The following is a 26,111-nucleotide window of genomic DNA, read 5'->3' as shown; positions in this document are numbered from 1 at the left end:
GGGAGGCGCAGGAGTGAACAATCTTAGTTTGGATGAAAAATATAAAGAAAAAGGTTTCCATTCTTTTTCTAGTGCTTGGTCGGTATTAAAAGATGCAGAAAAATCCCATGTCTTTTCTTTGGCAGAGGAGTATAAGCAATTTTTGGATAAGGGGAAGATAGAACGGGAGTGTGTAGAACAAATAGTGGCGACGGCTCGAATAGCCGGTTTTGTAGATCTGAACAACGTAATAGAAGCAGGAAAAAAGCTTGAGCCAGGTATGAAAGTAATGGCGGTAAACCGAGGAAAGGCCGTGGCGCTTTTTGTTTTAGGCAGTAAATCCCTGTCAGAAGGACTCCGCATAGTCGGCAGTCATATAGATTCTCCCCGCCTGGATTTAAAACCACAGCCTCTTTATGAAGAGGGCGGATTAGCTCTTCTGAAAACTCATTACTACGGTGGTATTAAGAAATATCAATGGGCGACATTGCCTCTTGCTATTCATGGTGTCTTTGTTAAAAAAGACGGAACAGTTGTCTCTGTCAATATAGGGGAGAAAGAGGACGATCCTCTTTTTGTTATTAGCGATATACTGCCTCACCTTGGTAAGGTTCAGGCCGAGAAAAATATGAATGAGGGCATTACAGGTGAAAATCTGAATGTTATTTTAGGCCATATCCCTGTGGAAGACGGGGATATCAAAGAGAAAGTAAAACTTGGCGTATTGCAAATACTGGGGAAAGTTTTTGGCATTGATGAGGCCGATTTTACCTCTGCTGAAGTTGAAATAGTACCTGCAGGAAGAGCTCGTGACGCAGGGCTTGATCGTGGACTTATATTGGGATATGGGCACGACGATCGATCTTGTTCTTTCTCTGCTTTACGGGCATTGTTTGATGTAGAATCCCCCCTTTACACTGCGTCTGCTCTTTTTGTCGATAAGGAAGAAATTGGGAGTATGGGAAGCACCGGCATGGAATCTGTTTTTTATGAGAATGTTGTGGCAGAACTTCTGGCTCTGGAGAACGAGCACTATTCAGAACTCTTGCTCCGCCGTGCTTTTAGTAATAGTAAGGTTCTTTCTGCTGATGTGGACGGAGCTTTCGACCCTACATATCCCGAGCCTTTTGATAAACGAAACGCTTCTTTGATGGGGAATGGCGTAGTTGTGCAGAAATATACAGGAAGTCGGGGAAAATATGGATCTAACGACGCCAGCGCGGAATTTATGGCTCATATTCGTTCCCTTTTCGACGAGAACAATGTTGTGTGGCAAACTGGTGAACTTGGAAAGGTAGATGAAGGCGGCGGCGGAACCATCGCCTATATTTTGGCAAATCGCGGGGCTGACGTTATCGATTGCGGCGTGCCGGTACTTTCTATGCACGCTCCATGGGAGCTTATTAGCAAAGTTGACTTATATATGGCATGGAAAGGGTACAGAGCCTTTCTTCAATCAAGGTAACGTCGGAATATCTTTGGCCATATAAGACAACTTGTTTCGTACAGAGCCTTTCTTCAATATAAAATAAGGTTTTTGAGCCCGGTGAAAAGCCGGGCTTTTTTGTAACCCCTTGATATACCCCAGATAGGTATGTTAAAATTAATATACAATCATTGCGGAGGTGGAGTTATGCTGACATTAAAGAAAAGAGTACTCATTATCGGAGGGGGCCCGGGGGGAAGGTTTTCGTATATAGCACTTCGACGCATGGGTGAAAAGAGCCTTTCCATTGTGATGAACGAGGATCCTACTGTCATTTGCTCGCTTCCTTATAGCGTTGGGAGAAAACTTATTCCAGGCGGTCCCGAAGAAGAAGTTGTTGACTTGGCGAACTCGGATCGCTTGCCTCCTGAGATCGTTGAGGATGCTATTCGTGGCGTTGTAACTGAGCTAGATGCAGAGAATCATATTGCAAGGGGAATGAGCACAGAAGGTCCCTTTGAAATTTATTTTGAAAAAGTATTACTCGCGCCTGGTGCGGTTCCCTGGATCCCTCCCGTAAAGGGTCTTTTATCAGATAAGGAAGGGTATAAACAAGACCTGACGGAAGTTATGGTTGGACGCGAATATGTTTCTAAAGAGAAATTAGCTGAAAATATTTTTGTTATGCGTGGGGCAGACGATGCCCGTGCACTTGATGCTTTTGCAGAAAAGAGTGGGCGAGCCGTTGTAGTAGGCAGTGGGGCTATAGGGCTAGAAGTTGTGGAAGCCCTTCACGATAGAGGGCTCACTGTCACTTTAGTTGAGGCTTTGCCTCATCTTATTGCAGCCATGGATCAAGATATGGCAGAAAAGGTCAACGACCGTCTTTCTGAATGGGGAGTCTCTGTTTATAAAAATATTCAGCTGACAGAAGTCAAACCAGACAGGGTAATCCTCTCTGATGGTAGGGAGATAGAGACTGATGGCGTTGTTTTCGCAACAGGCGTTCGTCCCAACGTTACACTAGCTCAAAGTGCTGGACTCTCTGTTGAGCGAGGTATAGTGGTCAATGAAAGAATGCAGTCATCCCATCCTGATATATATGTTGTTGGCGACGCTGCTCAAATCAGGGATGCTGTTACGGGACGCCCTATTTTGCCTCTTATAGGCACTCTTGCTATGCGTCAGGGACTTGTTGCATCTTTCAATATTATGGGGCAAACCATGTCTTTGCCGCCTGCAACAGTTTGGGGTCTGAGCGCCATCCTCGACCTTCATTGGGGGAGCGTAGGGTGGACGGAGGAATTGGCAAATGCATCAGATATCCAGGCCTTTTCCCTTACATTGCCCTATTATACCCGTGAAAAAGCTATGCCGAACGGGAAGGAGGGGCTCTGGAAAATTATTGTCTCTGCAACTGACGAAAAAGGACTGAAAAAGGGGCAGATTATAGGATTCCAAGTTGTCATTGATGGAGAATCTCCTCTCTTCTTAACGGAACGTTTTATCGATATTATTACGCGAAGGGAAACTGTTTTTGAGTTATTCTCTCATTATTTTGTCCATTCTCCCTACCATAATACTGTTGAAGATCCGTATCTTATGCTTCTCTTTGCAGCGCAGGAAGCAATGACTCATTAAAAAAGAGTATAATACATAATAGTTTGACTTTTAAATAAAGTGAGGGGGATTCACATGCCAATAGTGAACGTGCATATTCTGGAGGGAAGAACAGTAGAGCAAAAACGACGACTTGTGCATGAAATGACCCAGACTATATGTTCATGTCTCGATGTACCGGCCGAAAAGGTTCGTATCATAATAACAGACATGAAGAAATCTGACTTTGCTGTAGCAGGAGTATTGGCCTCAGATAGAGATAAGTAATCTTTAATCAAGCAGAGGTGTCTACAATGTTTAGCGAAGAAGACGAAAGGAAAGGAGAAAATTTTCTTTCGAAAGTTCTTTTTTGGTCAAAAGCTTTTACACATGGAACTTTTGTAAATAAAAGAATGGCAGTGGTTCGAAAAGAGGCTTTCGATGTTAACGACAACCTCATGCTCTTGCTTTTTGGAGATTTTTTGGGAATTCCCAACCCGATTTCATACTACATGTTAGAAGTTCTCCCCTATTTCGCTGAAGATCTAATCCCTTGGGAACGAAGAATGCAAAACCGAAAATTTATTGTCGCGGAGAAAGCGGCTCAATACGATTTTGATTAAGGGGGCTTCTTTTTATGACAGATGTGGTGAAGCGACAGTTCTCCTTTTTTGGAGGGAAAGGTGGAACGGGCAAAACAACATGTGCTGCAGCCTATGCTTTGGCATTATCTCAGCGAGGCATTAAAACATTAGTAGTCTCCACTGATCCTGCCCACTCCCTTGCAGATGCTTTTAACAGGCCTATTGGTTTGGAAGTCGTTCCTATAGGTAAAAACCTTTGGGGCATAGAGATTGATGCTGAAGAAGAAGCTAAAAAGTATATGAAAGCTATTCAAGACAAGATGTTGAATATAGTAAGTGCTGCTATTGTAGATGAAATTAAACGTCAAATAGAGATAGCCTATATGTCGCCAGGTGCGGAAGAAGCGGCAATTTTCGATAAGTTCATCGAACTTATGGAGACCATAGGAAACCCCTACGATGTTATTGTTTTTGATACAGCCCCTACGGGGCACACCCTTCGACTTCTTACTCTCCCGGAAATTCTTGGAATATGGATTGAACATCTCATCCAAAAGCGAGCTCAAGCAATGGAGCTTATGAAAGCTGCTGCACGATACGATAAAGACCTTCAGGAAAAAATAAAAGAAGATCCTATCATAGAAACGCTCCAACTAAGGCGAGACAAATTTGCTCTTGCCCGAAAAATCCTGACAGATCGTGAGCATACAGCCTTTTATTTCGTATTAAACGCAGAAAAGCTACCTATTATCGAAACGAAAAGGGCCATAGAAATACTAAAGAAGCACAACATTACAATCGGAGGTGTTGTTGTAAATAAAATAATACCTCAAGAAGCAGGTTCTTTTTTTGAAAAGCGCAGAAAAAAACAAGAAGAGTACCTCCGCCAGATTAACGAATTATTTGGGGGCCTCGGAGTAACATATATACCGTTACTTGACTCGGATATACAGGGAATAGAGCAATTGGAACAAATAGCGCCTCTTATTTTAAAACTCGACGAGCTAAAATAAATCTTTTGCTGCTTGCCATGAAACGACGCACCGCTCGGCAGTTCATAAAGCAGCGGTTTCAATGAGTATAACTCTTTAGAGCTGACAATGAGCCTCATATTGTGTAAGTGCTAAGTGCTAAGTGCAACAATGTATAAATACAATCATTACTGACAGTCGTTGGCTGTTTCTTTAATGTAGGGAATAATATGGAGAGCCCATGTCTTGTCAATTTCCTCGCTGAAGGAGTCTACGTGAATAACTCGTCCCCAATGATAGGGCTTGTTTGTAGCGGGAAGCATGGGGCCATTGTAAATGATGTAGTCTTGGTAAATGAGCCACGTGAGTTCTTGGGTCTCTATAAAACCCCTGTCAATTACATTGAGATCATCGTCATATTTTTCCCATCTGTAGGGGCCATAAGCGTTTCCGTAAAAAACGAAAGCCGAGTGATCCTGTTTGACGCAGATCATTCCATGTTGAAGTTTGTGATCGATGAAAATATGGTGGATGCCCCAAAAAGGCGGATTAAATATAGTGAGTTTTTTCCCTCGGCTCCATTCTAAAACGTGATTGGCCTCTCGAGAACGTTGCACAATATCAGCAGCAGACAAGGGTACCAGCTTTTTAGGGTGAATCCCAAATATATTTAGTATTTTGGAAAGCACAGATAACGCTCCTTTCCTGCTTTTTTACATAGAGTATTGTATCATTTCCAATATAAGGGCAAAGCAAGCCACCTCTACGCCAGAGTACGAAATTCCACAGCAGAGGTGCGGTCTACACAGCCCAGCAAAGGGAGCCACCTACGCGTTAGAGTACGCTATCATGGTTTGGATTGTATCATTAAATATAACAACGAAGGGAAAGTGGTGAAATTGATATTCGATACTTTGGGGAATGCAAGCACATACTATTGCATGGGGGAGAGGATACGGCGAGCTTTTGAGTTTCTTAAAACCTTTGATCCATCCGCAATGGAGGATGGGAAATATGAAATAGAAGGATCATCTGTTTTTGCTATACTCCAGTCAGCTACTACAAAGCCGAAGGAGGCCCAGGTTTGGGAAGCTCACTGTAAATATATTGATATTCAATGCCTTCTTTCTGGTCAAGAGTGGCTTGGATATGCCCCTCTCGAGAGCATGCATCTTGTCCTTCCCTACGACGAAATCAGAGATTTTGCCCTCTATGATGGACATGAAGGGCTCTACTTCCAGAATTATCCAGGACGTTTCGTTATTTTCTATCCTCAGGACGTCCATAAAGGATGTGTTTCTTGTAGAGAACCTAGCTATATACGAAAGATAGTTATAAAAGTGCAACTGTAGAAAGGGGGAAGGGCTATGTTCCGTGTCGCCTGTGTACAAATGGAGGCAAGGAATGTGAGTCAGTACCTGCAAACAGAGCAAGAAATTTTAGACTCTATTGATACAGTATGCGAAAAGGATGATATAGATCTCATAGTTTTTCCCGAATGCACCTGGCCAGCCTACTATCTGGGGGAAAATCCTGAAGCGGCAGAATTGGCTCATGAAAGAACCCCCCAACTTATGGAGCATATAGGTGAGAAAGCAGCGTTATACGGTGTTTATGTCGCCATGGGGCTTTACCTTTTCCAGGGGAGATCGCTTCGTAATGCTGGAGTTTTATGGAACCCACAAGGCCAGATAGCAGGAAGAGTATATAAGTCTAATTTGTGGCATTTCGACTCTAAATATGTGGCTCCAGGAGAAGAATTCCCTGTAATTGAAACGCCTCTAGGAAAGATAGGGCTCATGATTTGTGCTGATGGCCGTGCCCCTGAAATAGCCAGGATACTGTCCCTTAAAGGGGCGGAGGTCATTATAGATATGACGAATCTCGTAACTTCAGGTTCAGATCCGACCGTATTAAATAACCCCCAGATTGAATACATGCTCCCTGTCAGGGCCTATGAAAATGGTGTGTGGATTATTGTATGCGATAAAATTGGTCTGGAAGCATACACCGTTCTGAACACGGGGCGGAGCTGTATCATTAACCCTTATGGCCACATTGTAGCGGAAGCATCTCCTAATCAAGAGGAAGTAATAACAGCAGCTATAGATACGTCTATAACCCTACCTCCTCACCGTCTGTATCCGGAACACTGCTTTTTCTCCAGACTTGGAAGCTCCTTGGAGTCGCTACCTATTCTTTCTTTTACAAAAGAGCTCACGGCTTTTACAGGTCTGCTTTGTTCGGTAGCACAGTTCTCCTGGTACGACGAAGAGCATTATTTTGCCTCAGCGTCTCGAATGATTCGCATTCTTCAGGATCAGGATTCATCTCTTATCCTTTTACCAGATAGCGGAGAGGCAGAGATTTTGGATCGTCTCGTACATTATTTGCAGCCTCTTCTTTCCTCCGGTACAGTTGTATGTCTTTCAGGTAAAACTCGCTTAAATGGAGAAGAGAGGAAAGCCATGGTCGGTTTCTCGAAAGATAATTTTTACGGGCCTGCCTTGTATCAGGATGATCATGATCCCATGGTTTTTCAAACAGAAGCTGGTCGCTTGGGATTCATAGTAGATGACGAAATGTCTCTTCCCGAAAAAGCCCGTTGTCTTATGCTGGAAGGAGCCCAAGTTTTTCTTTGGTCTGATTCCTTCCCAAAAAGAATTTCTCGAAACGTGGCTCAATGTCGCGGAGCTGAAAATAAGGTTTTCCTCATGCGGAATATTGTGGCGGATGAAGATAGCTCCCTTATTATTTCTCCTTCAGGGGCTATACTCGCCGCCGCTCTGCCCGGGAAAGATCAGTGTATTTCTTCATATATTGTGCCTGTGGAGGCCTATAACAAAACAGTTATACCTGGAACGAATGTTGTGACAGGACGCCAGCCGAATTTCTATAAAAACGCATTGAATGCACTTAAAGAAAGGCAGGATAGAGAGATTGATGGATGAAGATTTATTTTTTATGAAGAAAGCCTTGGATGAAGCTAAAGAGGCTATGGCGAGGGGAGAAGTTCCGGTAGGGGCCATTGTCGTTAAAGCAGGGAAGATTATAGGGCATGGTGGAAATGTAAAAGATACAGACCCTACGGCTCACGCCGAAATTGTAGCTATTCGTCAGGCAGCTTCTCATCTAGGTGCTTGGAACCTGAAAGGGTGTACACTCTATGTTACTCTTGAACCTTGCCCTATGTGTGCTGGCGCCATGGTGTTAGCCCGAATTGATCGTTTGGTTTATGGAGCTTCGGATCCTCGAACAGGTGCGTGTGGAACTCTTTATAACATTGTACAGGACCAGCGGCTCAACCATCGTTGTGAAATAAGAAAAGGGCTTCTTGCCCAAGAAAGCGCTCGACTTCTCTGGGATTTTTTTGAGAAACGCCGATCTTAGCGCTGCGCCTGAGAGACGATAGATTTTATCTCGAGAGCGCTCACAGAGCGGATATTTGCACAGTTCCTGTATCCCAAATAGCCAAGGGAGTGTATCTGCACAATATTAAGGTTCCTTAATACGTTTAAAATCTCAAAAAGCGCTATGATATAATTCTTTACGGTTTCCTTACAGGTGTCGGAATCTAGACATCTATAGTTAAAATGGCTATAATGCTCACGTTTGCTTATTCGGAGGGGTGGCCGAGTGGTCGAAGGCGGTCGACTCGAAATCGATTAGGCGGCTCATACCCGTCTCGTGGGTTCAAATCCCACCCTCTCCGCCATTTGATAGCCTAGCCGGTTACAAGGAAGTCTAAAAACCCGCTCATGAAGCGGGTTTTTCTTCTTTTGACAGTCCAGCCCAGACCATCTACAATTAAGGGAAGCTAAGTACTAACCGTGCACATAACAGTACACAGGCATAAAAAGCGACCGTACACAAAGGAGTGGCTGGCAATGCTTACAGATACTGGGATTCGGAGGGCTAGGGCAAAAGAGAAGAGATATATGATTTCAGATGGCAATGGACTTTATATCGAGGTCATGCCTTCTGGGAAAAAATATTGGAGACTTCGATATTGGCTTAATAAAAAAGAATATAAAAAATCTCTGGGACCGTACCCTGAGATCTCGCTGAAAGAGGCCCGAGATCTTCGAGATCAAATAAAAAGATCTATAGTGCGCACTGGCCAACCTGTCATTGCTACGAATACCTTTGAAGCTGTTGCCAACGAATGGCTTGAGAAACAGGTATTACCCATCAGAACGCAAAGACATATTGAAACCGTTACTTCGAGACTGCGAAGATTTGTTTTCCCTCATATCGGGCAAAAACCTATTGGTGACATAACCCCTCCTGAGATACTCGCACTCCTGAGAGAAATGGAAGACAGAGAAATATATGAAAGCGCGCATAGGGTAAGGCAAATTATTGGCCAGGTTTTTCGATATGGCATTGCCACTGGTGTAACAGAGCGCGATATTACCGCAGACCTCAAAGGAGCTCTCATCCCTGTAAATTCCAATAGATACCCTACCATTACTGATCCTGTTGAAATAGGTGCCCTTATGCGAGCTATAGAGAGCCTTGACACTCTTGTTGTGCGTTGTGCTTTACTGTTACAAGCGTACACGTTTGTGAGGCCAGGGGAGCTGAGAAAAGCCGAGTGGGTGGAATTTGATCTGCAGGGGCAAGAGTGGAGAATACCTGGCGAGAAAATGAAGATGAAGAGGCTGCATATCGTTCCATTGTCAGATCAGGCTATCAGTGTCTTAAAAGAAATTTATCCGGTTACGGGCTTGCGTTCGAAGTACGTTTTTCCTACAGTGAGAGACCCTAATCGGCCTATGAGTGACGCAACTGCAAATGCTGCTTTGCGACGGCTTGGATACGAAAAAGAGAAATTTACAGGGCATGGATTTCGCAGCATGGCATCCACGATTCTCAACGAGCACGGGTGGCCGGCAGATGTTATAGAAAGACAGCTGGCCCATATAGAACGGAATGCGGTGCGGGCCGCGTACAATCATGCCGAGTACTTGGATCAGCGCCGAGAAATGATGGGCTGGTGGGGGAGTTGGCTGGAGGGGTTGAAGTAGAAAAGAAGCGAAGGAATGATTAAATAATTCGATGAGTTTTCAAATGAATGGACGAAGGGTATAGCCGTTTGATTCTTTGATAGTGCTATTTTATGACATTAATGTTAATAGCTTGTTTCCCTTTTTTCGTTTCTTTAACCTCAAATCGTATTTTAGCGCCATCATATAATTCTCCATGGTTAGATTTAGAAGTATGGACAAAAATACGTTGATGGTTTATGTAAACAAAGCCAAACCCCTTTTTGTTGTTATATTGGACAATCGTGCCAGTGTAAAAGGAAGCACTATTAATATTTTCAAGGGAAGCAATGAGTTGAGTATCTTCAACATATCCAGGAGGAACAACGGAAATAATTTGTTCACGTAGTTCCACGCATTCTCTATAACTACTATTGTATTTTTTCTTTTTTAAGCTTTCAGCTTTGACTATCGCTTCGAGTGCTTTTTTTAGCAGTCCAAGTTTGAAATAAGTTTGGGCAAGCACGTAATAGTTTTTATGATTTTTAGCATCATACGCTACAGCTTTTTGAACATATTGATACGCCTCTAGGTAATTCCCGGTTTCTAATTTTATATAGGCTACAAAGCAAAGGAGATAATCCTTGGGCCTTTTTTGCAACAATTTTAAAGCTATCGCTAATGATTCTTCAATGTTGCCCAATTTATGTTCAATATATGCAGAAAGTTCCACTACGTAATATTTTTGGCTATCAGGAAGTACTTGTTTGGCTTGTACATACTGCTTGTCATAATAAAGAGCTTTAGCAAGATTATACTGACAATTAGGATCGTCCTTCAAAGCCAATGCTTGTTTAAATAGCCGAATTGCTTCGCTATTATGATTGGGGATTGACATTAATGCTTTTCCATGGAGAAAGTTAATATCATAATAAGTACTCTTTTGGGTATTTTTCTTTTCCGATGAAGATGACTCCCAAATCTGATGTGCTTTCTTTAGGTATCCTATTGCTTTCCAGTATTCTGATTTGGTAAGTTTAAGAAAATCACCGGCCAATTGTAAATAAGCATATGCGATTCTATAAAGAACAATAAAATATTCAGGATTATATTTTAAGGCTTTTTCAAAATATGTTACAGCTTCTGCCCAATTCTTCTCTATATAAAATTGATAACCATACAGATATAACCATCTGGGATTTTGGGGGTCTTTTTCAATCAATTTGGCACATTCGGCTTTGGCTGCTTCGAAATCGTTATTTCTGGAATAACACCATGCTAACTTTGAAATTACAGCCAATGTAGGGGTTTGGTCATATATTTGCTTATAAGCAGCTATTGCGAAAGGCCAGTCACACTTATTTTCATATTCAGCTGCATTATCCATCAATTCTTTATATGTCAAATTACACAACCCGCTAAAATCAAGGAGATTTGTTTTGGTGAAAGGATCGAATTATCAAGCAAACCTTTATCCCTTTTTAACTCAGAAGAAGTTAATTGGTGGTAGAAGTGGTCTGCTCTTACATTTTGGGCAGAAGTTAAAACAAAAGTACCATCGTCAATGTTTATCGACAGAAAACGATTTTTTCCGTTTCCTGAGATTAATAATTGATCGATCAATACTTTTCCTTTTCGAATGCCTTTGCTATTAAGCTCATCTTGTAAAGCATCAATATAGGTGAAAATGCTTTCATAAGATAAGCAGACCACCAGACAATCATAAACTCCTGAAGACAAATAATAAGTTTTATAATAATTGATTGCATTTTCCATTTTTGACCACCCTTAATATACCGTATTGTTTATTAATTCCAACGTGTCACGTATTATAGTATTTATCTCATCTTTAGATGTTATCATCATAGTGTTGTCTGTATCCTTGAATACGTCGCCGAAGTGAAAAATTTGATGCCGAGTTTTATTGTAGAAATTATAACATTTCTCAATGTTTGTACTATATGGGGCGGGAATCCCAATTTCTCCGTTTAATACATAACCTCTTGTAGGGTTGCCGTCAAATTGTTCAAAACGTTTGGTTATACGAATGTTATATTTCGCAAACAAGTATTTGAGATGTCCCTCTAGTGCTCTTAATGCAGGAAAAGCATACTGCCCATATTCCTCAGCTTCAAACCATCCATTTAGATTAATAATGGCTTGTCTAATTAACGTTTTTATATTATCGTTATAGCCACTTGGAATGTTGGGGCATAACTGACCATAGTGGAAATTCACTATGTCTGGGTCGACTTTAATTCTATAAGCTTGTTTGACAAGCGGAATGATTTTTTTCTCGCCTAGCAATTCGGAAATATACGTTAAAACAATTTGATATGCCATATTGGGTTTACCTTGGACAAGTAATCTTTTGTTATTGTACATTTTTATCATAACAGACTCATGCTCAATGCTGAGCTTGATCTGCTTACCACCTAAAATGTCTTTTCGTTCGCTTTGAATCCCTTCGTTCTCCTCTTCGATAAGTTGTATTATTGATTCCAAATCGCCCTTTTCGAAATTGAGGACTGAAAAGGAATTTGCACCTTTGATTATTTCACGTTTGCCTTTTAACGCATTGGAAGCTAACGTATCAGCCTTTTCATTATATGGGTTATTGCTATGAGCTTTCACTTTTATAAATTCATACTTTATATATTCTTTAAATTGTTTTTCCAACTTTGATACATAGAATTTTGCTATTTTGCTCTTGGCATCGTATTCACCAGTAGCCCATTTCCCGATGTTTTCAAGATCATAATAAATTTTAATTTTATCGTAACCATTTGATACTGCCCAATCCAGGGCTGTAATAACGGCAAATACTTCGCCTGCGATATTACGACTAGCTGCAAAGTCTTTATAGCCAATCTTGTTACACAAAGCTATCTCGTTACATTCATGATCAAAGATACATACACCGTACGCATAATTATTACTTGCCTCATCGTAACTACCGTCAGTGTAAGCTACAACATATCCGTTGGCTAAATCATCTTTAATCTGTTCTAGGTATATATCCTCATCAGCCAAATAAGCTAAAGCTTCTTTTTCGGTTTGAAATCCTTTATAGTCTGGACTTGAATATCCTTCGACAGCTACCTTGCATTCTGGCCAAGAAGTAAATATTCCAGTTTCATGCCCAGTTTTAACCGCATAAAAGTTGTTCTTTGCCATAATACTCGCCTCCAATAAATATTTTGAATGTTGCGTAGTAATACGCAATTTAAATTTGACTTCCAATAGACTTTATTGTGCCTCAATCTATGTATTTATTCCAAGTGATTAATTTTTTCGATGCATTCTGGATATATATTTAACAAAACACATTATTCTCTCTATCCAATATAGAGCTTCTTCGTCTGTAATAGTCGATTCTTTAGGGTTGCCATGTCTAACATCAGGGTAAGTTTTATGCATGAGTTCCCAAATCGAAAGACCATCATTTACTATCTTGCCTTGTCCCCATATTCCTTCGCTCAGCATTTTTTTTGTTGCATCGCCGATATTGTTTTTATTTGCCAGTTTTTTTAATAGTGTTTCCATGGCAGATAAACAATCTCTTATCGCATCCTTGTCATCCCGGGAACTACCTTTGTTCAGCAGATGTTCTTGTGCTTGTTTCAAATGGTCAAGTGTTTGAGAACAAATATCTTTTACAAGAGGTAACACCGTTTCAATACTTTCTGTGTTAGAAGAAACTTCCTCGCGTATTTCCCAAATAAAATTTTTACTATAGAAACTAGAACCTTCCAACGTTAGGGTATAGCCAAATTTGAGCTCATCAAATAACGCATTTAAACTGTCTATGGAGAAATTAAGTTCTTGAGATGAGCAAATGCTAGTAAAGAAATCCATTACCTTATGTAAAGGTAAATTACATAGTTTGTTCGTGCGGCAGGGTAATTCATCACAAAGGAAATCCCACCCCCAGTTGGTGGTTAGATCGTCTAGAGTGAAGCTTGCTATTTCGTTAATAGCCATCTTAAGAAGTTTTTCGTTACGTTTGCTTTGAGTTAGAATATATCCTTGAAGTGCAGAGCCCATGTTAGGGGGTAGTTCAGAAACATAAAAATCAGAACTGCTGTAACCTTTGTAATTTGGATGTTGAGATATGAAATCCATTACAATCCCCTTCCTTTTCTATGTGAAGATTCTTTTTCACCTTGGCGGACGGCACCTTGAGCATGGCGTATGGCCAACCGTTTATAAGGGAGCCGAAGAGAAGTAGGGCGGGGATGAGTGGGAGGAGATATCGTTGCCTCATTAAGACCACCAGCCTGAAGAGTACAGCTTTTCTTTAGGTGTTTTAAACCACCACCAAGAGAAAATAACAAGGGATATAACTTGAGCGATATAGCAAAAGGGGTGGGCTTCGCTTGTAGGGTAATGTGTATTAGCGCCAGAAGCCATTAAAAAAACTGGGGTTATATCTAATATAATCCAAATTATTGACAGGACGATAGGTATGATTTTCTTTCCTAGCGGTATCGTCCTCCCTATGGAGTACATCACAAAAACAGCGTTAACTAAAAAGCTAAGATTGTAACTTAACCCGTTGTCGTTTTGAAAGGTTACAAAAAAACCAAAAAGAACGAGACGGATAAAGGTTACAGGCAAGAATAAAATCCATCGTAAAAAGCTACTAAGTTCTTGGTAGCCACCGTCTATCCATTTTTCTGAAAAATATAGCAAAATCCCGGATAGGATTCGTCCTCCCACCATTATTGCTGTCGTTAACATAGGTTAAATCCCTCCTAGAATACAGGTTCTTTATCCCAGTCGTAACGTAACACTGCCTCAGATGGGAAGTTCTTATTGATTTCTAAAGCATCAATGTCAATAATTCCATTAGCTAATTCAAAATAACCAGGAAGTCTATCACGATTTACTGTGATAGTTTGAGGACTAGCATTCCTCTGTCGGGAATCTATCACTAAAAAAAGAATGTCCTCCGTGTTGGGGTTATATCCTTCGTAGGTTATTACTATTACCTTGGCATTTTTTTGCCAAACTACCGTTTTTCGTTTATCAAATTTAAAGAATTCACTTTCTTTAAAGGCTCTTGTCCATATAGTGTACATTCCACCGTTATAATTGGAATTGTCCACAAACCACCCGAATCCATCCGTTTCGGGGTCACGGAAAAAACCTACCGTGTCGCCTTTGCAAATAACACTGATGCCTGTAAAAGTAGCTTTTGCTACTCCTTCAGGGGGAAGATATATTTCTACCCCATCTTGGTCATATGCGTAATTAAAAGAACATGGCTCTGTAAATTCAAACCAGAAATGAACCCCCAGGGAACCTGGTAGAGTGCTCTTAAAGGGAGCCTTAAGCTTGTATGAATAGGTGTCTTTACAATCCCCTGCCCTGTAGAGGATGTCTCCCTTTACAGCACTAAGGTATATTTTGGGAGCTTCTTTCCGTTTTGCAAGCTCTATGTCACGGTCTGTTTTATTAGGGCGTGTTTTTAAAAATTCTATGATTGCAGTTTTGGTGAGCGCAAAATTCAGGTTTTGCGCTTGAGTCATTTGTGCTGTAACTATTCCTATGACCTGTCCGTTTTTATCGAATAGAGGACTGCCGCTAGAACCAGGAGAAACAGGTGCTGTAAATTGGACAATATCTCTATCTTTTCCCCTTTTTACTGAAGATAAGATGCCATTAGAGAGCGTATGGGAAAATCCTTCAGGGGTTCCTATAGTAACAATTTCTGAACCAGTTGGGGGGACGCTAGGAGCGAATGAAACGGGAACAATCTTGTTAGATGGGGTGGCTGTACCTAAGAGAGCAAGGTCTTTTTCAGCATCCTGGGCTATAATTGCCCGAACTATGTAGAACTCGCCATCTTCTGTTTCGACAGCTATTTCTTGAGAGTCATGAATTACATGATAGTTAGTGAGAAGAAGCCCGCTTTTTTCTAGGAAAAAGCCACTGCCTTGGTGAATTTTTTCTCCGTTATCTAAAGAATACACTGTTGCTACAGACTTCGAATATTTTTGAAATATCTCTATTGGTGTTAATGCTTCCGCCCTCTGTGCTACGAACACTAAGAGAAATATGAGCCATAATAATTTTATGTTCCTTCTCATGGCTCTTTGTCCCCCCCTTGTTTTAGGACTGTGAGCGATTAGAACCTCCCATGCCCCGGCCTGCTATGGATTGCGATTACTTTTCCTCTAATTTCAAAGAGTCCACCATCAAACTCTTCTTTGGAAATTTCCCGATTGTCGTCTTCCAAATCAGAAAAAATCTCGAAACTTCCATCTGGTTTAAAAATAATTTTTTTGATGGCTAGCCGGCCATAATAGCAGATCAGACAAATATCAAAGGAATTCAATTCCTCCCGTGGATTAATGAAAACGATAGAACCGCTAGGGATGCCAAACCCTTCCATAGAAATTCCGTCTGTATGAATCGCATAGGGCGGGCAACTGGGATCGTATTCCCCAAGTTCCCGCCTGGATAAGACAAGAATTTTTTCAGGTTCATAAGTAGTGTCCATATCAATTAGTCCCGCTCCACAACAAGCCGTTTGTTCTGGGGAGATCAAAGCAACAGGGATTAAGTCGTAGTCTTTAAAAATGTTGTCTTTTCCTATTTGGATTGGATTGTCTGTTTCCCCCATAAGGTACGCAAGGGATGTCCCAAGAATAGAGGCTAAGCGTTTTTTGTCTTCATCAGATGGAGTGTTCATGTCGGCTTCCCAACGATACATAGTATTCTCAGAAATGCCGAGAACTTTTGCTAAATCTCTTTGTTTAAAGCCTCTTGCCTTCCTCAGGGCCTTTAATCTTTTCCCTAACGACATTTTAATCACCCACATTACTCTACACACAATTAAGGCAAACTTCAATCTGACTAAAGTTCATGCCAAAGAAGCAGGAACCATTAATATATTGTAGATATAGGGCTTTTGTCCTGTTGGTTAATAATTATATTAAGTGTAATATCTGCACTATGTTAAGGGTATGAAGAAAATTAAAGAGGGGGGCGATCCTTTGAAAGGTATCTCAGTTCAAAGAAAAAAGAAAAAAATGACGCAGATTCAGCTTGCTGCAGCTATGGGCGTTACAGAAAACACGATTTATAGATGGGAATCCGATAATCTTGCACATGAAGTAGACCCAGGAATTAAGAATCTCAAAAAAATGGCAGATTTATTTAACTGCACCGTCGACGAACTGATAAACCCTACTCAGCCCCGGCGAGAGGAGACTCAGGCCGGGGAAACGGAGACTATCTAGAAGAAGCCAGCAGGGTTGTAGAAATACTAAAAGAAGCCGCTAAAAGATACGACCCAGAGGGCGTGAAAGAAATCATGAAAGATATTGGCGACAACGGCAGGGCAGATGATCCAGATCTCAGAAATTTCTTTTCAGAGATTGCTAGAGCTGCAACAGAAGCACTGATGTAACAGCGAGGCGTAAAGAAAGGAGGCGACAACGTGGAAGGAGATGTAACTATGCCCGAGTTCGGATTCTTGCGGTTGCCAGACGTACTTAAAATCATTCCGGTCTCGTCAGCCACTTGGTACAACGGAATTCGTGACGGACGATTCCCGAAGGGCATACGGATCACAGGCAACACAGTAGGGTGGCGGGTTCAGGATATTAAGGCTCTCGTAAGAAAAATAGAAGAGGAGGCATCTGAAAATGCTTAAAAAGATAGGGCAATCGCTCGCGAGGTTGCTCGCGCAGAACGGGGCAGTCCGCGGGCCCTATTACGGGCGAGGCTTCTGGATGGTGAAAACGGAACTCAGGTCTTATCGGGACAGCCTTTGCGGTGCCGACGAGCGGTCGAGGCTCGATCCACGGTACAGCCACGAGGTGTCTGTGGGTGAGATGGAACGTCTCTCCGCCAGAAAAACGAAGCGGCTCTTGTTATGGTGTTCAGCACCTCTAGATGTTGGATTCCTCGTCCAACTTTCGGGGTGTATTCCATGGCAAGAGCCGCTTTTTCATTAGAGAGTTTGTTTTTTATGATCAAGTCTATAGAGGATGGGAAATATCTTTCTTGCCTGGTAATAAAATACATATAGTAGGTTTTGACAAGATAAGCAAGGCTTATTACTGTTACTTTCCGGAACGTAATAAAATATACATGGCAGATCTTGACGGATATATGGAAAAATGGTAATCTTCCATACCATGAAGAACAGAGAGAAAATTCATGAAATACTAAAGAGCCAGCTGATTGTTCAGCAGGCAACGAATAGAGACGGTTTCTTTTATTTTTATTTTAGCGTGGGTCCCTCTCCTGGGATCGACGCCTAGTTGCGTTGATCTTTTAGGGCGGGGCCCCTTTCCTTACACGGGAGGGGCTCCGCCTTTTTTTATACCTTTAGAGCGAGAAAGAGGTGACGGGTATATAGCTCTTATTAGCACTTTAATAATATAAGATGACCGTACCTGAGACGGCTCCCGGGACAGAATGTAGCTTTTTTAATAAGTTATTACTGAAAAGGATGGTGAGAAAGATGAAAGAGGATGCCCAGAAGGGAACTATCCTTTCGCAACTTCTTGATATCACGCAGGTTAAATGGTTTAGCCGATGGCTCATGATTGGTTTTTTATGTCAATCTGTGCTTATTGGCGGAGGTTATGCTACGGGACGAGAACTCGTCGAGTTTTTTATGATGCATGGACTGTTACAGGGATTATATGGTATGGCAGTTTCCACATTCTGCTTTGCCCTTATAGGTATCCTGACTTTTGATTACGCTCGTCAATTTCATCTTTATAACTATCGCAGCTTTTTCCAAAGCTTGCTTCCAGGTTCTAGTTGGCTTGTTTTTGAAGTTGGTTATATTTTCCTTGTGGTGCTTGTAGGTGGTATTTTGTCTTCTGCTGCAGGCACTATTCTTCAACAGTGGTTTGGCGTTTCTTATTGGGTAGGGGTAACGATTCTTCTTGTGGGGACTTCTGCGCTTCTTTTCGCTGGTGGAAAAGCGATTTCCACTATTCTTTCATATTGGTCTTTCTATCTCTATGCAGTAATGTTTATTTTTCTCGCTGTTGCAATTCGTCATTTTGGAATGGACGGGGTCTTTGGAAATATGCTTCGAAATCACGACATTACAGAAAACACCAATTGGGTTATGGGAGGCATAAAATATACACTTTATAACATGGTGTCTTTTTTGCTTGTCCTTTATGCGTTGAAAGATACAATTAAAACGAGGCGCGATGCTGTTATAAATGGCATTGTTTCGTCCATCGTAATGATGATTCCTGCCAGTATTGAGTATCTAGCTATGGTTCCTGCCTATCCTTCAATTTTACAGGATCCGGTTCCTGTCTTCAGCATCCTCAAAAATGATCTTGGTGGAGGCGTTCTTCTTTCTGCCTATGTATTAATGCTTTTCGGAACGAGCATAGAAACAATTACAGGCTTCGTACATGGCCTCAACGAGCGTATCAATTCGGTCTATCAGGAGAAAGGTCGGGAAATGTCTCCTCGAAAGAGAGGCCTTGTGGGTTTTTTCGTATTAGTTGTATGTTTTATCAGTGCTAAGGTTGGGCTCGTGGCACTTATTGCGCGTGGATATTCCTTTATGGCCTGGTACTTTCTTTTTGTTATGGTTTTGCCTCTGGTGACAGTTGGTCTTATGCGTTTGAGAGGAAAAGAAATAGCACCTGTATCTATTTCCCAAAACCTAGAGGAGGTGAAGGTTCATGTGGAGCCCTAAAGTTCGGCATCATTTAAGAGATTTTGAACGTGGAAGCTACATTCATGAAGACGGAGTGCATTCTATAAAATTGAATTGCAATGGTCTTGAATCGACGTTGCCACACGCTCCTGAAGTTGAAGCGTTTATCCGTGGCTACGATTGGATAACAAACATGTGGGAAACGGGGGATACTTCGTATAAAGCTTTGTCAGAAGAAATTTGTCGCTACTGGAAAGAGTATGCAGATATCAAAGAAGAGCAGGTAAAAATTGGTTGCGGATCAATGCAAGTTCTGGAAAGAATCAATAAAATCTTTCTTGATGAAAGCGCGACTGTTTTAGGGTATACGCCGCAGTTCGTTGAATATATTACAGAGGTTCGAGTGTCTGGGGCTCGTTTTGAAGCTGTTCCGATGAAACGAGAAGAGAACTTCCTTTTCCACGTGAACTCTTTACTTGATGCACTAAAAAAGGAACAGACCTTACTTTACATAGATAACCCTAATAATCCGACGGGGCAGCTTATTCCTCTTGATCAAATAGAAGCACTTGTAGCTCGAGCTCGTGACCTTGGGGTTGTGGTGGTAGTCGACGAAGCCTATGGAGATTATGCTCCTAAAGATGCTTCAGCCATGCAACTTATATCAAAATATAAAAATCTCATTGTAACCAGAACCCTTACAAAAGGCTTCCATTTTGCAGGAACTCGTGTCGGTTATGGAGTTTTTAGTGAGGACCTCTGGAAATACTACGATAAAGTGAACCTCCCTTTCCCTGTCTCTTCTGTAAGCACCCTTTTAGCGAGGGAAGCCTTGCGAGGTGGAGCTGTCTTGGAGCAAGTCCGAAAGTTGGTAGGAGAGGAGAAGGTGAAGCTGATTGCAGGACTTAAAGAGAGAGGATATTCTGTGGCAAACACGTATAATCATTGCCCCATATTGCTCGTGTCTCTGAATTCCCCCTGCATACATCTGGCTTCCTCTCTCGCTATGAAAGGAATTGGTGTACGATCAGGGGAAGATTATCCCAATTTGGGGAAAAACTATGTACGAATAGCAACGCCGTCAAAGGCCTCAGACTTCTTTGAATGTCTTGATAGAGGGAATCACTAATGTCACTAATATAACAATGTTCTGTTCAACTATCTTTAATTTGATAGAAGTTTCTTTCTGTTTTGTCCTTTACAAAAACTCGAAGCTTTGATAACATCGCGAACCAATACAATGTAAATACAAATCTACACAAAGAGGAGGGACCATATGTAAAATGTTGATGCTAATTGTATTTCTTCTACACGTCGGTCCTACCCTCAAGTGGTAGCGTAATAACTCTATAAGTAGAGCGGCCGAGACCTTGTATAGGGTTTCGGCTTTTTTATATCTGAATATCCAAAGCAGGTAAAGCGTTCCAGAACACGATAGGAGGTGACCATTGTTCCAAATCCTGGATGAGCTATAGGCGACATAACATATACGCAGCGCTGGACTTACTTTATACATATCTTGCTTTTCAGCATAAGGAGGATTTTAAATGTATTCATACGCCATGAATTATGGGAAGAAAAGTGTGGAATTTTCTATTCCCTCCAACAATCTACTCGGAGTAATAGATAGCGAATCACTTGCCTCAGAGGGCTCCGAAGAGGAAATTATACGTCGTGCCCTCGAAAATCCTATTGGCTCACCCCGATTGGGAGAACTGGTAAAACCTGGCGATTCAGTATGCATAATAGTGTCAGATATAACCAGGGCGTGGCAGCGAATGTGGGTCTATTTGCCTTTTATAGTTGATGAACTGAACAAAGCAGGGATACGAGACGAAGATATTCTCTTTCTAAGTGCTACGGGAACTCATAGAGAACAAACGCCTGAAGAGCATAGCCAGCTTTTGGGGGAAGAATTGTCAAAAAGATTTACTGTAGTGGATCATAAATGTCTTGCACATGAAGACATGGTTTATATTGGGACTACATCCTACGGTACGCCTGTTAAAGTCAATAAAAAAGCTCTTGAATGTGACCACATTGTTATAACGGGAGCTATCGGGTATCACTTTATGGCGGGATGGGGAGGTGGCCGTAAAGGAATTTTGCCGGGTATTTCTTCCTATGAAACTGTCATGTCGAACCATGCTCGAGTTTTAGATCCTGAACCTGGGAAGGGGCGCAACATGGACTGTCGGCCTGGGAATTTTGAGAATAACTACATACATTTGGATATGCTGGAAGCAGCAGAGATGGTGAAGCCCACTTTCTTGTTCAATGTTATACCAGGAAACGACGGGAAAATAGCTTTTGCCATAGCTGGAGATTGGAAACAAGCTTTTTATGAGGGAACCAAAATCGTTGATCGGAAAGATGGCGTCATTATTCCAGAGCTAGGTGAGCTTGTTATTGCCACAGCAGGAGGCTACCCGAAAGACATTAACTTCTATCAATCATCAAAAGTGATTGTTAACGCTATGGAAGCGGCTCCCCACGGTGGCTCGCTTGTCATATTAAGTGCTTGTAATGAAGGGTATGGCAACGATGAAGTCCAATATATGCTTCAACAATTCCCGAACACAGTAGAGCGGGAAAAAGAGATACGCCGCGAGTTTACGATCGCTAAATATATAGGGTACATAGTTGGATATGTGGCAGAGAACTGGGATTTCTATTTAGTCACAGAAATGTCCCCTGACGATTTCAAGGGAACGGGCATTACGGTAGTGAAAAACCTCGATGAGGCCTTAAAGATGGTTTACCAAAAAAAGGGGACTCAGCTGAAAACATGGCTTATGCCCCATGGTGCTAATACATTACCTAAACTAAAAAAATAGGAGGGCGAAAGCCCTCCTAAATATTATCGCGCCAGAGGGGCATAGTGGAACATCGAGGTCCGCCGCCGCCTTTAACAAGTTCGTCGGCCTCAATAGTAACCACATCAATACCGCCTTTTTCCAGAGCTTTTATTGTGGCCACATTGCGATCCCAAATACAGAGTTTCCCTGGCTCTAAATTGAAAGTGTTCCCTCCTGACCCCGCTCTTTGCTCTGCAAATGCAATGGCTTCACTTTCGTCTCCACCTACTTTTATAATTCGCAAAGAGTCTAACTTCAGCACTTTCTTAATAGCCCCAAAGAGGGAATTTTCTCTCTTAATCCGAAGGCGTCCCTGCTTCCCCCGGGTAATATGAAGCACAGTGAGCTTCTTTTCTATGTAGGGGAAGAAAAGAAATGCATCGTGATCGATCATGTTCAGGAACATATCCACGTGTACAGAAAGCCCAATAGAATCGGTAGAGCTGAGCCGCGGATTTTCGAACATAAGTGCTAGAACATCTGTAATCTCGCCATTTTGCATTGTCCTTTGGGCAATTTTTTCTATAGAAGCTGGATGGGTACGTTCATTGATGCCGATAATAAAAACGTTTCGGCTATAGCAGTGAATATTCCCACCCTCCACAGGTGTAGTATCTCCTTGGTCTTCTCCATACCATACTTTATAATCGAGATCTTTAAAATCTGGATGATTCCTAAGAATAGATCGAATGCAATAGGGCTCCTTAATGCGATCCCGATTGAACATTTTACAGAAAACGACGCCATCCCCCAGCACGGCAGCAGAATCTCGGGAATAAAGGATATTTGACATAGGGAATAGGCTCCACATGTGTGTTCCCATATCCACGAGATCTACAAGAGAAACTTCGTGAGTCGCCTTATTCAGTTCTTCTTTTGTCATTCCAAAGAAAAGTTGATCTACTAGCTTTGCGGGAGGAAGGCTCAACAAATATTCTTGCAGTACACTCATCGTTTGCTGCGTTATAAAAGATTGTTCGGTTTTAACTATCTGAGCAATGAGGTCTTTTTTCACGGCTGGGATAGCAAGAACATCTCGAAGCAAATCCTCGAAAAGGTAAACTTTGGCTCCAAAGCGTTCTACTACTTCTACCCACTTCTGATGCTCTTCTGCGGCTTTATGAGGACTTGGTACAGAATCCCAGGCCAAAGATCCTATATTAAGAGGGGTACATCGTTCAATGCCCTTACCGGGAGATTGCATCATCACCGCTCTGAGCTTTCCAATTTCTGAATTCACTTGAATTTTCATCCGAGATATCTCCATCCCTTCCTGTAGTCAAAAAATAATCCGGGGAAAGACTATCACCCTTTGCCTTTTTCAGCAATCTGAATTTTGGGTCTAACAAATTATTTTTTTATTCTCTTTCTTCTTAGACATAATACGAATAAAACATGTGTATGAAATAATGTCCTCCATCTGCTAATCGGAAGAAACGAGCGGTCTCTCTGCCCCAAGAAGAAGCTTACAGCCAATTGCGCGTTTCCACCAGTCGGAAACGAACGGTACCTCTGTCTCACGAAGAAGCTTACAGTAAATAACATATCAGTAAGATTCCTTGCAGCATCATGTCCCCCATCTCCTCAATAAAAGGAGGTCTTTGTAGTGAGATTCTTTATAACAGTGCGCATAAAGTTTAGGTATACTTAATTGCAAAATTGAATATATTTGATCTATAATAAAGTCACACGAAGGGAGGGGATGAGAGTATGAAAAAAGCGTTAGTAGCAATTGACCAGAGTCAGAATAGTCAGCTCCTCATTAGTTATGCCTTTCGTTTTGCAGAGAAAAACAGTATTGAGCGTTTAGATTTTATTCACGTGTTAACCCGTATAGACCTTACGATACCTGGATATGTTGATTATCCACCTCACTATAATGAAGAATCCATACGGCAATCTTTTTTGAACATGATAGAAAAAGGGTTAAGAGACGCTGGAGTTTCAGCAACGCCTTTTGAATTTGTTCTCACTACAGGCACTCCGTACGAAGAGATTTTAAAAATGGCAGAAAAGAATAAATATGAACTTATTCTTATCGGCCATAGAGGATTGAGCAACCTGGAGCGCTTCTTTATTGGAAGCGTTGCCGCCAAAGTTGTACGTCACGCACCATGCACAATTCTAGTACATCTGCCAAAAAGTGAAGAGGCGCCTAAAACATGATCATTCGATCAAGCCAAATAGAGGGGCTTGAAAGCCATCCTTTATTTGGAGTCCTCGAAGGAGTGGAAAGCCGCTCTATTCATCCAGATGATTTCTACGAGGAGAGTATGTTTCATGAAATAAGCTGGGTGGAAATGGAACCTGGCGCATCTATTCCTATCCATGAACACGAAGGATGCGAAGAGGTAAAAATTATTGTGTATGGTATTGGCATGTACACGGAAGGGAGACAGAAAGAAAGAATAGGTGCAGGAGATGTAATTTTGACAGAGCGAGGTCTAGAGCATTCTCTTGAGAACATAGGAAGCTACCCCTTAGTTTATATAGCCATTACGTCCCGTTGTAATAAATAAGACTTTTATGGGTTTTTCTTAAGAAAGGGGTGGCAAAAATCTAGGGAAGTTGTTATAATACCCAGCGTTGCTGGTAAGGAGAAGTGGCCGAGTGGTCGAAGGCGGGCGCTTGGAGAGCGTCTGAACCGAGAGGTTCCGTGAGTTCGAATCTCACCTTCTCCGCCATGAATATATAAGGTTGCCTCATAAGGGCAACCTTTTTTGTTCTTGCCAAGCAGTAACAATCTTTTCTTTAAGATAATGCATTCTCAAGCCAATATATTCCAACGTTACCACGATATTTGGTCTTTCCCTAAATTCTTCGCATTGTAAAGAAGAATATCTGCTTTATGTATAAATGCCTCGAGGGTATCTTCACCATTAAATTTTACGATCCCCCCACTGACGGAAATAGACGTATAGGTTCCTTGGCTGTTTGGTGTCGTTAAAACTTGTCGAAATCTTTCTGCGGCAATGACGGCATCTTCCACCTCTGTTTCTGGGAATATAACAAGAAATTCATCCCCTCCATACCTTCCAATGAGGTCGGTATCTCGAAAGGTTTCTCTCATCTGCTGTGCTACGTAAATAAGAATAGCGTCACCTTCTTGATGACCATGAGTGTCGTTAACGTTTTTAAAACCATCGAGGTCAAAGATCCCGATGGAGAGGGGGGTTTTATATCGCTTGGTACGCCGTATTTCCTCTTCCAGCCGCGTACAGATGTAATTGTGATTAAAAAGGCCGGTCATCCCATCTTTTATGGAAATTTCTCTCAGTGCTTCCATTTGCTCTTCAATAGTTTTACTATTTATAAACGCTGCCATTTTCTGATTATACGTAAGCCTGGAAATGAAAAAAGCGAGGCAGAGGGCCGCCGTTGAATTGACAACGTGGTCCTGAAGAAGTAGGTAGTGGGAATGTATATGAAGCAGAGTGTAAACAAAGAAAAGATGCGAACCAATAAATATGAACAGTGACGGTAAAAAGGGGATATAAAAAAAAGAAGCAAGGCTAAACATTACAATAATGTATTCAGAAATAGCGCCTGTATAGTATTGGTTCATAATGCTGAGAAAAGAGGCATAGATAAGGATAGCGAAAAGAAAAAAACATCCAAACACATTCCCCCCACGAGGCATAAAATCCATTCTTCTTTTATTCAGGTATATTAAAAGGGGAATGATTCCAAGAGCTGCGAGAAAAAGAGTGATGTAAAAAGGAAAGTAGCGAGTCAATTTAGCTTTTAAAACATAACCAAAGGCCATACTTTCTATAAAAAGCCCTATAGAACTAAAAACAAGAGAATGATGAATATTTTGGTTCCAGAGAAAGTGTTTGAATTCTTCTTGCTTCATTCTTAAATCGATTCCACGTATAAAATTCATATTCTACCTCGCTGGCGCGAATATCCGAAACCTAGCCGGCCTCCGATACTGCTTATATATTTCATATCCTACACACTCCCTTATAAATATGAAATATATTGTTATTTCCTTAATATTATTCTACACGATTATTTGAAGAAAGCCTACAGAATGAAGGCACATTCA

27 protein-coding genes and 2 tRNA genes are annotated in these 26,111 nt (G+C 41.5%); 19 read left to right on the top strand and 10 right to left on the bottom strand.

Annotated elements, in window-relative coordinates:
• Positions 1 to 13: 13 nt before the first annotated feature.
• The 5 genes from B3L97_RS07390 (at position 14) to B3L97_RS07370 (ending at position 4,601) form a co-directional block, all read left to right on the top strand.
• Positions 14 to 1,444, top strand: coding sequence for an aminopeptidase (locus tag B3L97_RS07390; RefSeq protein ID WP_286934701.1), 1,431 nt, complete (start codon positions 14 to 16; stop codon positions 1,442 to 1,444).
• 168 nt (positions 1,445 to 1,612) lie between these two features.
• Entirely contained in the window at positions 1,613 to 3,046 is a 1,434-nt protein-coding gene (locus tag B3L97_RS07385; RefSeq protein WP_286934700.1) for an NAD(P)/FAD-dependent oxidoreductase, read from the top strand.
• Between the two features lie 54 nt (positions 3,047 to 3,100).
• Entirely contained in the window at positions 3,101 to 3,292 is a 192-nt protein-coding gene (locus B3L97_RS07380; protein ID WP_024822006.1) for a 2-hydroxymuconate tautomerase, read from the top strand.
• A 26-nt stretch (positions 3,293 to 3,318) separates the two neighbouring features.
• Positions 3,319 to 3,627 carry a hypothetical protein gene (locus B3L97_RS07375; RefSeq protein ID WP_024822007.1) on the top strand — a complete coding sequence of 103 codons (309 nt, stop codon included), beginning with the start codon at positions 3,319 to 3,321 and terminating at the stop codon, positions 3,625 to 3,627.
• A 14-nt stretch (positions 3,628 to 3,641) separates the two neighbouring features.
• Positions 3,642 to 4,601, top strand: a complete 960-nt coding sequence (locus B3L97_RS07370) for an ArsA family ATPase (RefSeq protein ID WP_286846821.1) — start codon at positions 3,642 to 3,644, stop codon at positions 4,599 to 4,601.
• Positions 4,602 to 4,747: 146 nt separating this feature from the next.
• Here the strand turns inward: B3L97_RS07370 and B3L97_RS07365 are convergent, their stop codons facing one another.
• A complete protein-coding gene (locus tag B3L97_RS07365) occupies positions 4,748 to 5,248 on the bottom strand; it encodes a hypothetical protein (protein ID WP_286846820.1) in 501 nt (166 codons plus the stop codon).
• 204 nt (positions 5,249 to 5,452) lie between these two features.
• Here B3L97_RS07365 and B3L97_RS07360 point away from each other — a divergent pair, with 204 nt between their 5' ends.
• The 5 genes from B3L97_RS07360 (at position 5,453) to B3L97_RS07340 (ending at position 9,589) form a co-directional block, all read left to right on the top strand.
• Positions 5,453 to 5,911, top strand: a complete 459-nt coding sequence (locus B3L97_RS07360) for a YhcH/YjgK/YiaL family protein (RefSeq protein ID WP_156923343.1) — start codon at positions 5,453 to 5,455, stop codon at positions 5,909 to 5,911.
• A 15-nt stretch (positions 5,912 to 5,926) separates the two neighbouring features.
• Positions 5,927 to 7,510 carry a nitrilase-related carbon-nitrogen hydrolase gene (locus B3L97_RS07355; RefSeq protein WP_286846817.1) on the top strand — a complete coding sequence of 528 codons (1,584 nt, stop codon included), beginning with the start codon at positions 5,927 to 5,929 and terminating at the stop codon, positions 7,508 to 7,510.
• Entirely contained in the window at positions 7,503 to 7,949 is a 447-nt protein-coding gene (gene tadA, locus B3L97_RS07350) for a tRNA adenosine(34) deaminase TadA (protein WP_286934927.1), read from the top strand. Before B3L97_RS07355 ends, tadA begins: the two co-directional genes overlap by 8 nt.
• Before the next feature lie 232 nt (positions 7,950 to 8,181).
• Positions 8,182 to 8,274: transfer RNA gene (locus tag B3L97_RS07345), tRNA-Ser, on the top strand.
• Between the two features lie 172 nt (positions 8,275 to 8,446).
• Positions 8,447 to 9,589, top strand: coding sequence for a tyrosine-type recombinase/integrase (locus B3L97_RS07340; protein ID WP_286934699.1), 1,143 nt, complete (start codon positions 8,447 to 8,449; stop codon positions 9,587 to 9,589).
• 85 nt (positions 9,590 to 9,674) lie between these two features.
• On the opposite strand, the gene B3L97_RS07335 is transcribed toward B3L97_RS07340, so the two are convergent.
• The 7 genes from B3L97_RS07335 to B3L97_RS07305 all read right to left on the bottom strand — a co-directional run bounded on the left by B3L97_RS07335 (position 9,675) and on the right by B3L97_RS07305 (position 16,361).
• Positions 9,675 to 10,952 (bottom strand): tetratricopeptide repeat protein, encoded by a 1,278-nt coding sequence (locus tag B3L97_RS07335; RefSeq protein WP_286934698.1) that lies wholly within the window; start codon positions 10,950 to 10,952, stop codon positions 9,675 to 9,677.
• Complete coding sequence (locus tag B3L97_RS07330; RefSeq protein WP_286934697.1) at positions 10,949 to 11,323, bottom strand: type II toxin-antitoxin system RnlB family antitoxin; 375 nt, start codon at positions 11,321 to 11,323, stop codon at positions 10,949 to 10,951. Before B3L97_RS07330 ends, B3L97_RS07335 begins: the two co-directional genes overlap by 4 nt.
• Before the next feature lie 12 nt (positions 11,324 to 11,335).
• The gene (locus tag B3L97_RS07325; protein ID WP_286934696.1) at positions 11,336 to 12,724 is read right to left on the bottom strand and encodes a viroplasmin family protein; all 1,389 of its coding nucleotides are present in this window, start codon (positions 12,722 to 12,724) and stop codon (positions 11,336 to 11,338) included.
• A 108-nt stretch (positions 12,725 to 12,832) separates the two neighbouring features.
• Positions 12,833 to 13,672: a hypothetical protein gene (locus B3L97_RS07320; RefSeq protein WP_286934695.1), complete on the bottom strand. Its 840-nt coding sequence runs from the start codon at positions 13,670 to 13,672 to the stop codon at positions 12,833 to 12,835.
• Positions 13,673 to 13,813: 141 nt separating this feature from the next.
• Positions 13,814 to 14,290 carry a hypothetical protein gene (locus B3L97_RS07315; RefSeq protein WP_286934693.1) on the bottom strand — a complete coding sequence of 159 codons (477 nt, stop codon included), beginning with the start codon at positions 14,288 to 14,290 and terminating at the stop codon, positions 13,814 to 13,816.
• A gap of 14 nt (positions 14,291 to 14,304) precedes the next feature.
• Positions 14,305 to 15,642 carry a S1C family serine protease gene (locus B3L97_RS07310; RefSeq protein ID WP_286934691.1) on the bottom strand — a complete coding sequence of 446 codons (1,338 nt, stop codon included), beginning with the start codon at positions 15,640 to 15,642 and terminating at the stop codon, positions 14,305 to 14,307.
• Between the two features lie 38 nt (positions 15,643 to 15,680).
• Positions 15,681 to 16,361 (bottom strand): XRE family transcriptional regulator, encoded by a 681-nt coding sequence (locus B3L97_RS07305; RefSeq protein WP_286934926.1) that lies wholly within the window; start codon positions 16,359 to 16,361, stop codon positions 15,681 to 15,683.
• 190 nt (positions 16,362 to 16,551) lie between these two features.
• On the opposite strand from B3L97_RS07305, the gene B3L97_RS07300 reads away from it, so the two are divergent.
• The 6 genes from B3L97_RS07300 (at position 16,552) to larA (ending at position 22,039) form a co-directional block, all read left to right on the top strand.
• Positions 16,552 to 16,797 (top strand): helix-turn-helix domain-containing protein, encoded by a 246-nt coding sequence (locus B3L97_RS07300; protein ID WP_286934690.1) that lies wholly within the window; start codon positions 16,552 to 16,554, stop codon positions 16,795 to 16,797.
• A 200-nt stretch (positions 16,798 to 16,997) separates the two neighbouring features.
• A complete protein-coding gene (locus tag B3L97_RS07295; RefSeq protein WP_286934689.1) occupies positions 16,998 to 17,213 on the top strand; it encodes a helix-turn-helix transcriptional regulator in 216 nt (71 codons plus the stop codon).
• 79 nt (positions 17,214 to 17,292) lie between these two features.
• Entirely contained in the window at positions 17,293 to 17,517 is a 225-nt protein-coding gene (locus B3L97_RS07290; RefSeq protein ID WP_286934688.1) for a hypothetical protein, read from the top strand.
• Positions 17,518 to 18,029: 512 nt separating this feature from the next.
• Positions 18,030 to 19,241, top strand: a complete 1,212-nt coding sequence (locus B3L97_RS07285; protein WP_286934686.1) for a hypothetical protein — start codon at positions 18,030 to 18,032, stop codon at positions 19,239 to 19,241.
• A complete protein-coding gene (locus B3L97_RS07280; protein ID WP_024822015.1) occupies positions 19,228 to 20,331 on the top strand; it encodes a pyridoxal phosphate-dependent aminotransferase in 1,104 nt (367 codons plus the stop codon). Before B3L97_RS07285 ends, B3L97_RS07280 begins: the two co-directional genes overlap by 14 nt.
• Positions 20,332 to 20,749: 418 nt before the next feature.
• Entirely contained in the window at positions 20,750 to 22,039 is a 1,290-nt protein-coding gene (gene larA, locus B3L97_RS07275) for a nickel-dependent lactate racemase (protein ID WP_024822016.1), read from the top strand.
• A 16-nt stretch (positions 22,040 to 22,055) separates the two neighbouring features.
• Here the strand turns inward: larA and B3L97_RS07270 are convergent, their stop codons facing one another.
• Positions 22,056 to 23,312, bottom strand: coding sequence for an arginine deiminase family protein (locus tag B3L97_RS07270; protein WP_024822017.1), 1,257 nt, complete (start codon positions 23,310 to 23,312; stop codon positions 22,056 to 22,058).
• Positions 23,313 to 23,770: 458 nt separating this feature from the next.
• Between B3L97_RS07270 and B3L97_RS07265 the strand changes: the two genes are divergently transcribed.
• The 3 genes from B3L97_RS07265 (at position 23,771) to B3L97_RS07255 (ending at position 24,744) form a co-directional block, all read left to right on the top strand.
• The gene (locus B3L97_RS07265) at positions 23,771 to 24,226 is read left to right on the top strand and encodes a universal stress protein (RefSeq protein WP_024822018.1); all 456 of its coding nucleotides are present in this window, start codon (positions 23,771 to 23,773) and stop codon (positions 24,224 to 24,226) included.
• Complete coding sequence (locus B3L97_RS07260) at positions 24,223 to 24,579, top strand: cupin domain-containing protein (protein WP_024822019.1); 357 nt, start codon at positions 24,223 to 24,225, stop codon at positions 24,577 to 24,579. The genes B3L97_RS07265 and B3L97_RS07260 overlap by 4 nt, the downstream gene beginning before the upstream one ends.
• A gap of 77 nt (positions 24,580 to 24,656) precedes the next feature.
• Positions 24,657 to 24,744: transfer RNA gene (locus B3L97_RS07255), tRNA-Ser, on the top strand.
• Between the two features lie 104 nt (positions 24,745 to 24,848).
• Here B3L97_RS07255 and B3L97_RS07250 read toward each other — a convergent pair.
• A complete protein-coding gene (locus B3L97_RS07250; RefSeq protein ID WP_286846803.1) occupies positions 24,849 to 25,946 on the bottom strand; it encodes a GGDEF domain-containing protein in 1,098 nt (365 codons plus the stop codon).
• Between the last annotated feature and the right edge of the window lie 165 nt (positions 25,947 to 26,111).

Origin of the sequence: Aminobacterium sp. UBA4834 (assembly GCF_002400205.1) — a bacterium.
Classification (GTDB): domain Bacteria; phylum Synergistota; class Synergistia; order Synergistales; family Aminobacteriaceae; genus Aminobacterium; species Aminobacterium mobile.
Note: the sequence above shows the minus strand (reverse complement) of the source record. Positions and strands in the feature narration are given on the sequence as shown.

Coding starts and splice junctions, on each gene's coding strand:
- B3L97_RS07290 (WP_286934688.1), top strand. CDS start 17,293: ATGGTGAAAACGGAACTCAGGTCTTATCGGGACAGCCTTTGCGGTGCC.
- tadA (WP_286934927.1), top strand. CDS start 7,503: ATGGATGAAGATTTATTTTTTATGAAGAAAGCCTTGGATGAAGCTAAA.
- B3L97_RS07280 (WP_024822015.1), top strand. CDS start 19,228: ATGTGGAGCCCTAAAGTTCGGCATCATTTAAGAGATTTTGAACGTGGA.
- B3L97_RS07385 (WP_286934700.1), top strand. CDS start 1,613: ATGCTGACATTAAAGAAAAGAGTACTCATTATCGGAGGGGGCCCGGGG.
- B3L97_RS07315 (WP_286934693.1), bottom strand. CDS start 14,290: ATGTTAACGACAGCAATAATGGTGGGAGGACGAATCCTATCCGGGATT.
- B3L97_RS07380 (WP_024822006.1), top strand. CDS start 3,101: ATGCCAATAGTGAACGTGCATATTCTGGAGGGAAGAACAGTAGAGCAA.
- B3L97_RS07305 (WP_286934926.1), bottom strand. CDS start 16,361: ATGTCGTTAGGGAAAAGATTAAAGGCCCTGAGGAAGGCAAGAGGCTTT.
- B3L97_RS07340 (WP_286934699.1), top strand. CDS start 8,447: ATGCTTACAGATACTGGGATTCGGAGGGCTAGGGCAAAAGAGAAGAGA.
- B3L97_RS07375 (WP_024822007.1), top strand. CDS start 3,319: ATGTTTAGCGAAGAAGACGAAAGGAAAGGAGAAAATTTTCTTTCGAAA.
- B3L97_RS07330 (WP_286934697.1), bottom strand. CDS start 11,323: ATGGAAAATGCAATCAATTATTATAAAACTTATTATTTGTCTTCAGGA.
- B3L97_RS07265 (WP_024822018.1), top strand. CDS start 23,771: ATGAAAAAAGCGTTAGTAGCAATTGACCAGAGTCAGAATAGTCAGCTC.
- B3L97_RS07285 (WP_286934686.1), top strand. CDS start 18,030: ATGAAAGAGGATGCCCAGAAGGGAACTATCCTTTCGCAACTTCTTGAT.
- B3L97_RS07320 (WP_286934695.1), bottom strand. CDS start 13,672: ATGGATTTCATATCTCAACATCCAAATTACAAAGGTTACAGCAGTTCT.
- B3L97_RS07370 (WP_286846821.1), top strand. CDS start 3,642: ATGACAGATGTGGTGAAGCGACAGTTCTCCTTTTTTGGAGGGAAAGGT.
- B3L97_RS07270 (WP_024822017.1), bottom strand. CDS start 23,312: ATGAAAATTCAAGTGAATTCAGAAATTGGAAAGCTCAGAGCGGTGATG.
- B3L97_RS07310 (WP_286934691.1), bottom strand. CDS start 15,642: ATGAGAAGGAACATAAAATTATTATGGCTCATATTTCTCTTAGTGTTC.
- B3L97_RS07325 (WP_286934696.1), bottom strand. CDS start 12,724: ATGGCAAAGAACAACTTTTATGCGGTTAAAACTGGGCATGAAACTGGA.
- larA (WP_024822016.1), top strand. CDS start 20,750: ATGTATTCATACGCCATGAATTATGGGAAGAAAAGTGTGGAATTTTCT.
- B3L97_RS07355 (WP_286846817.1), top strand. CDS start 5,927: ATGTTCCGTGTCGCCTGTGTACAAATGGAGGCAAGGAATGTGAGTCAG.
- B3L97_RS07250 (WP_286846803.1), bottom strand. CDS start 25,946: ATGAATTTTATACGTGGAATCGATTTAAGAATGAAGCAAGAAGAATTC.
- B3L97_RS07260 (WP_024822019.1), top strand. CDS start 24,223: ATGATCATTCGATCAAGCCAAATAGAGGGGCTTGAAAGCCATCCTTTA.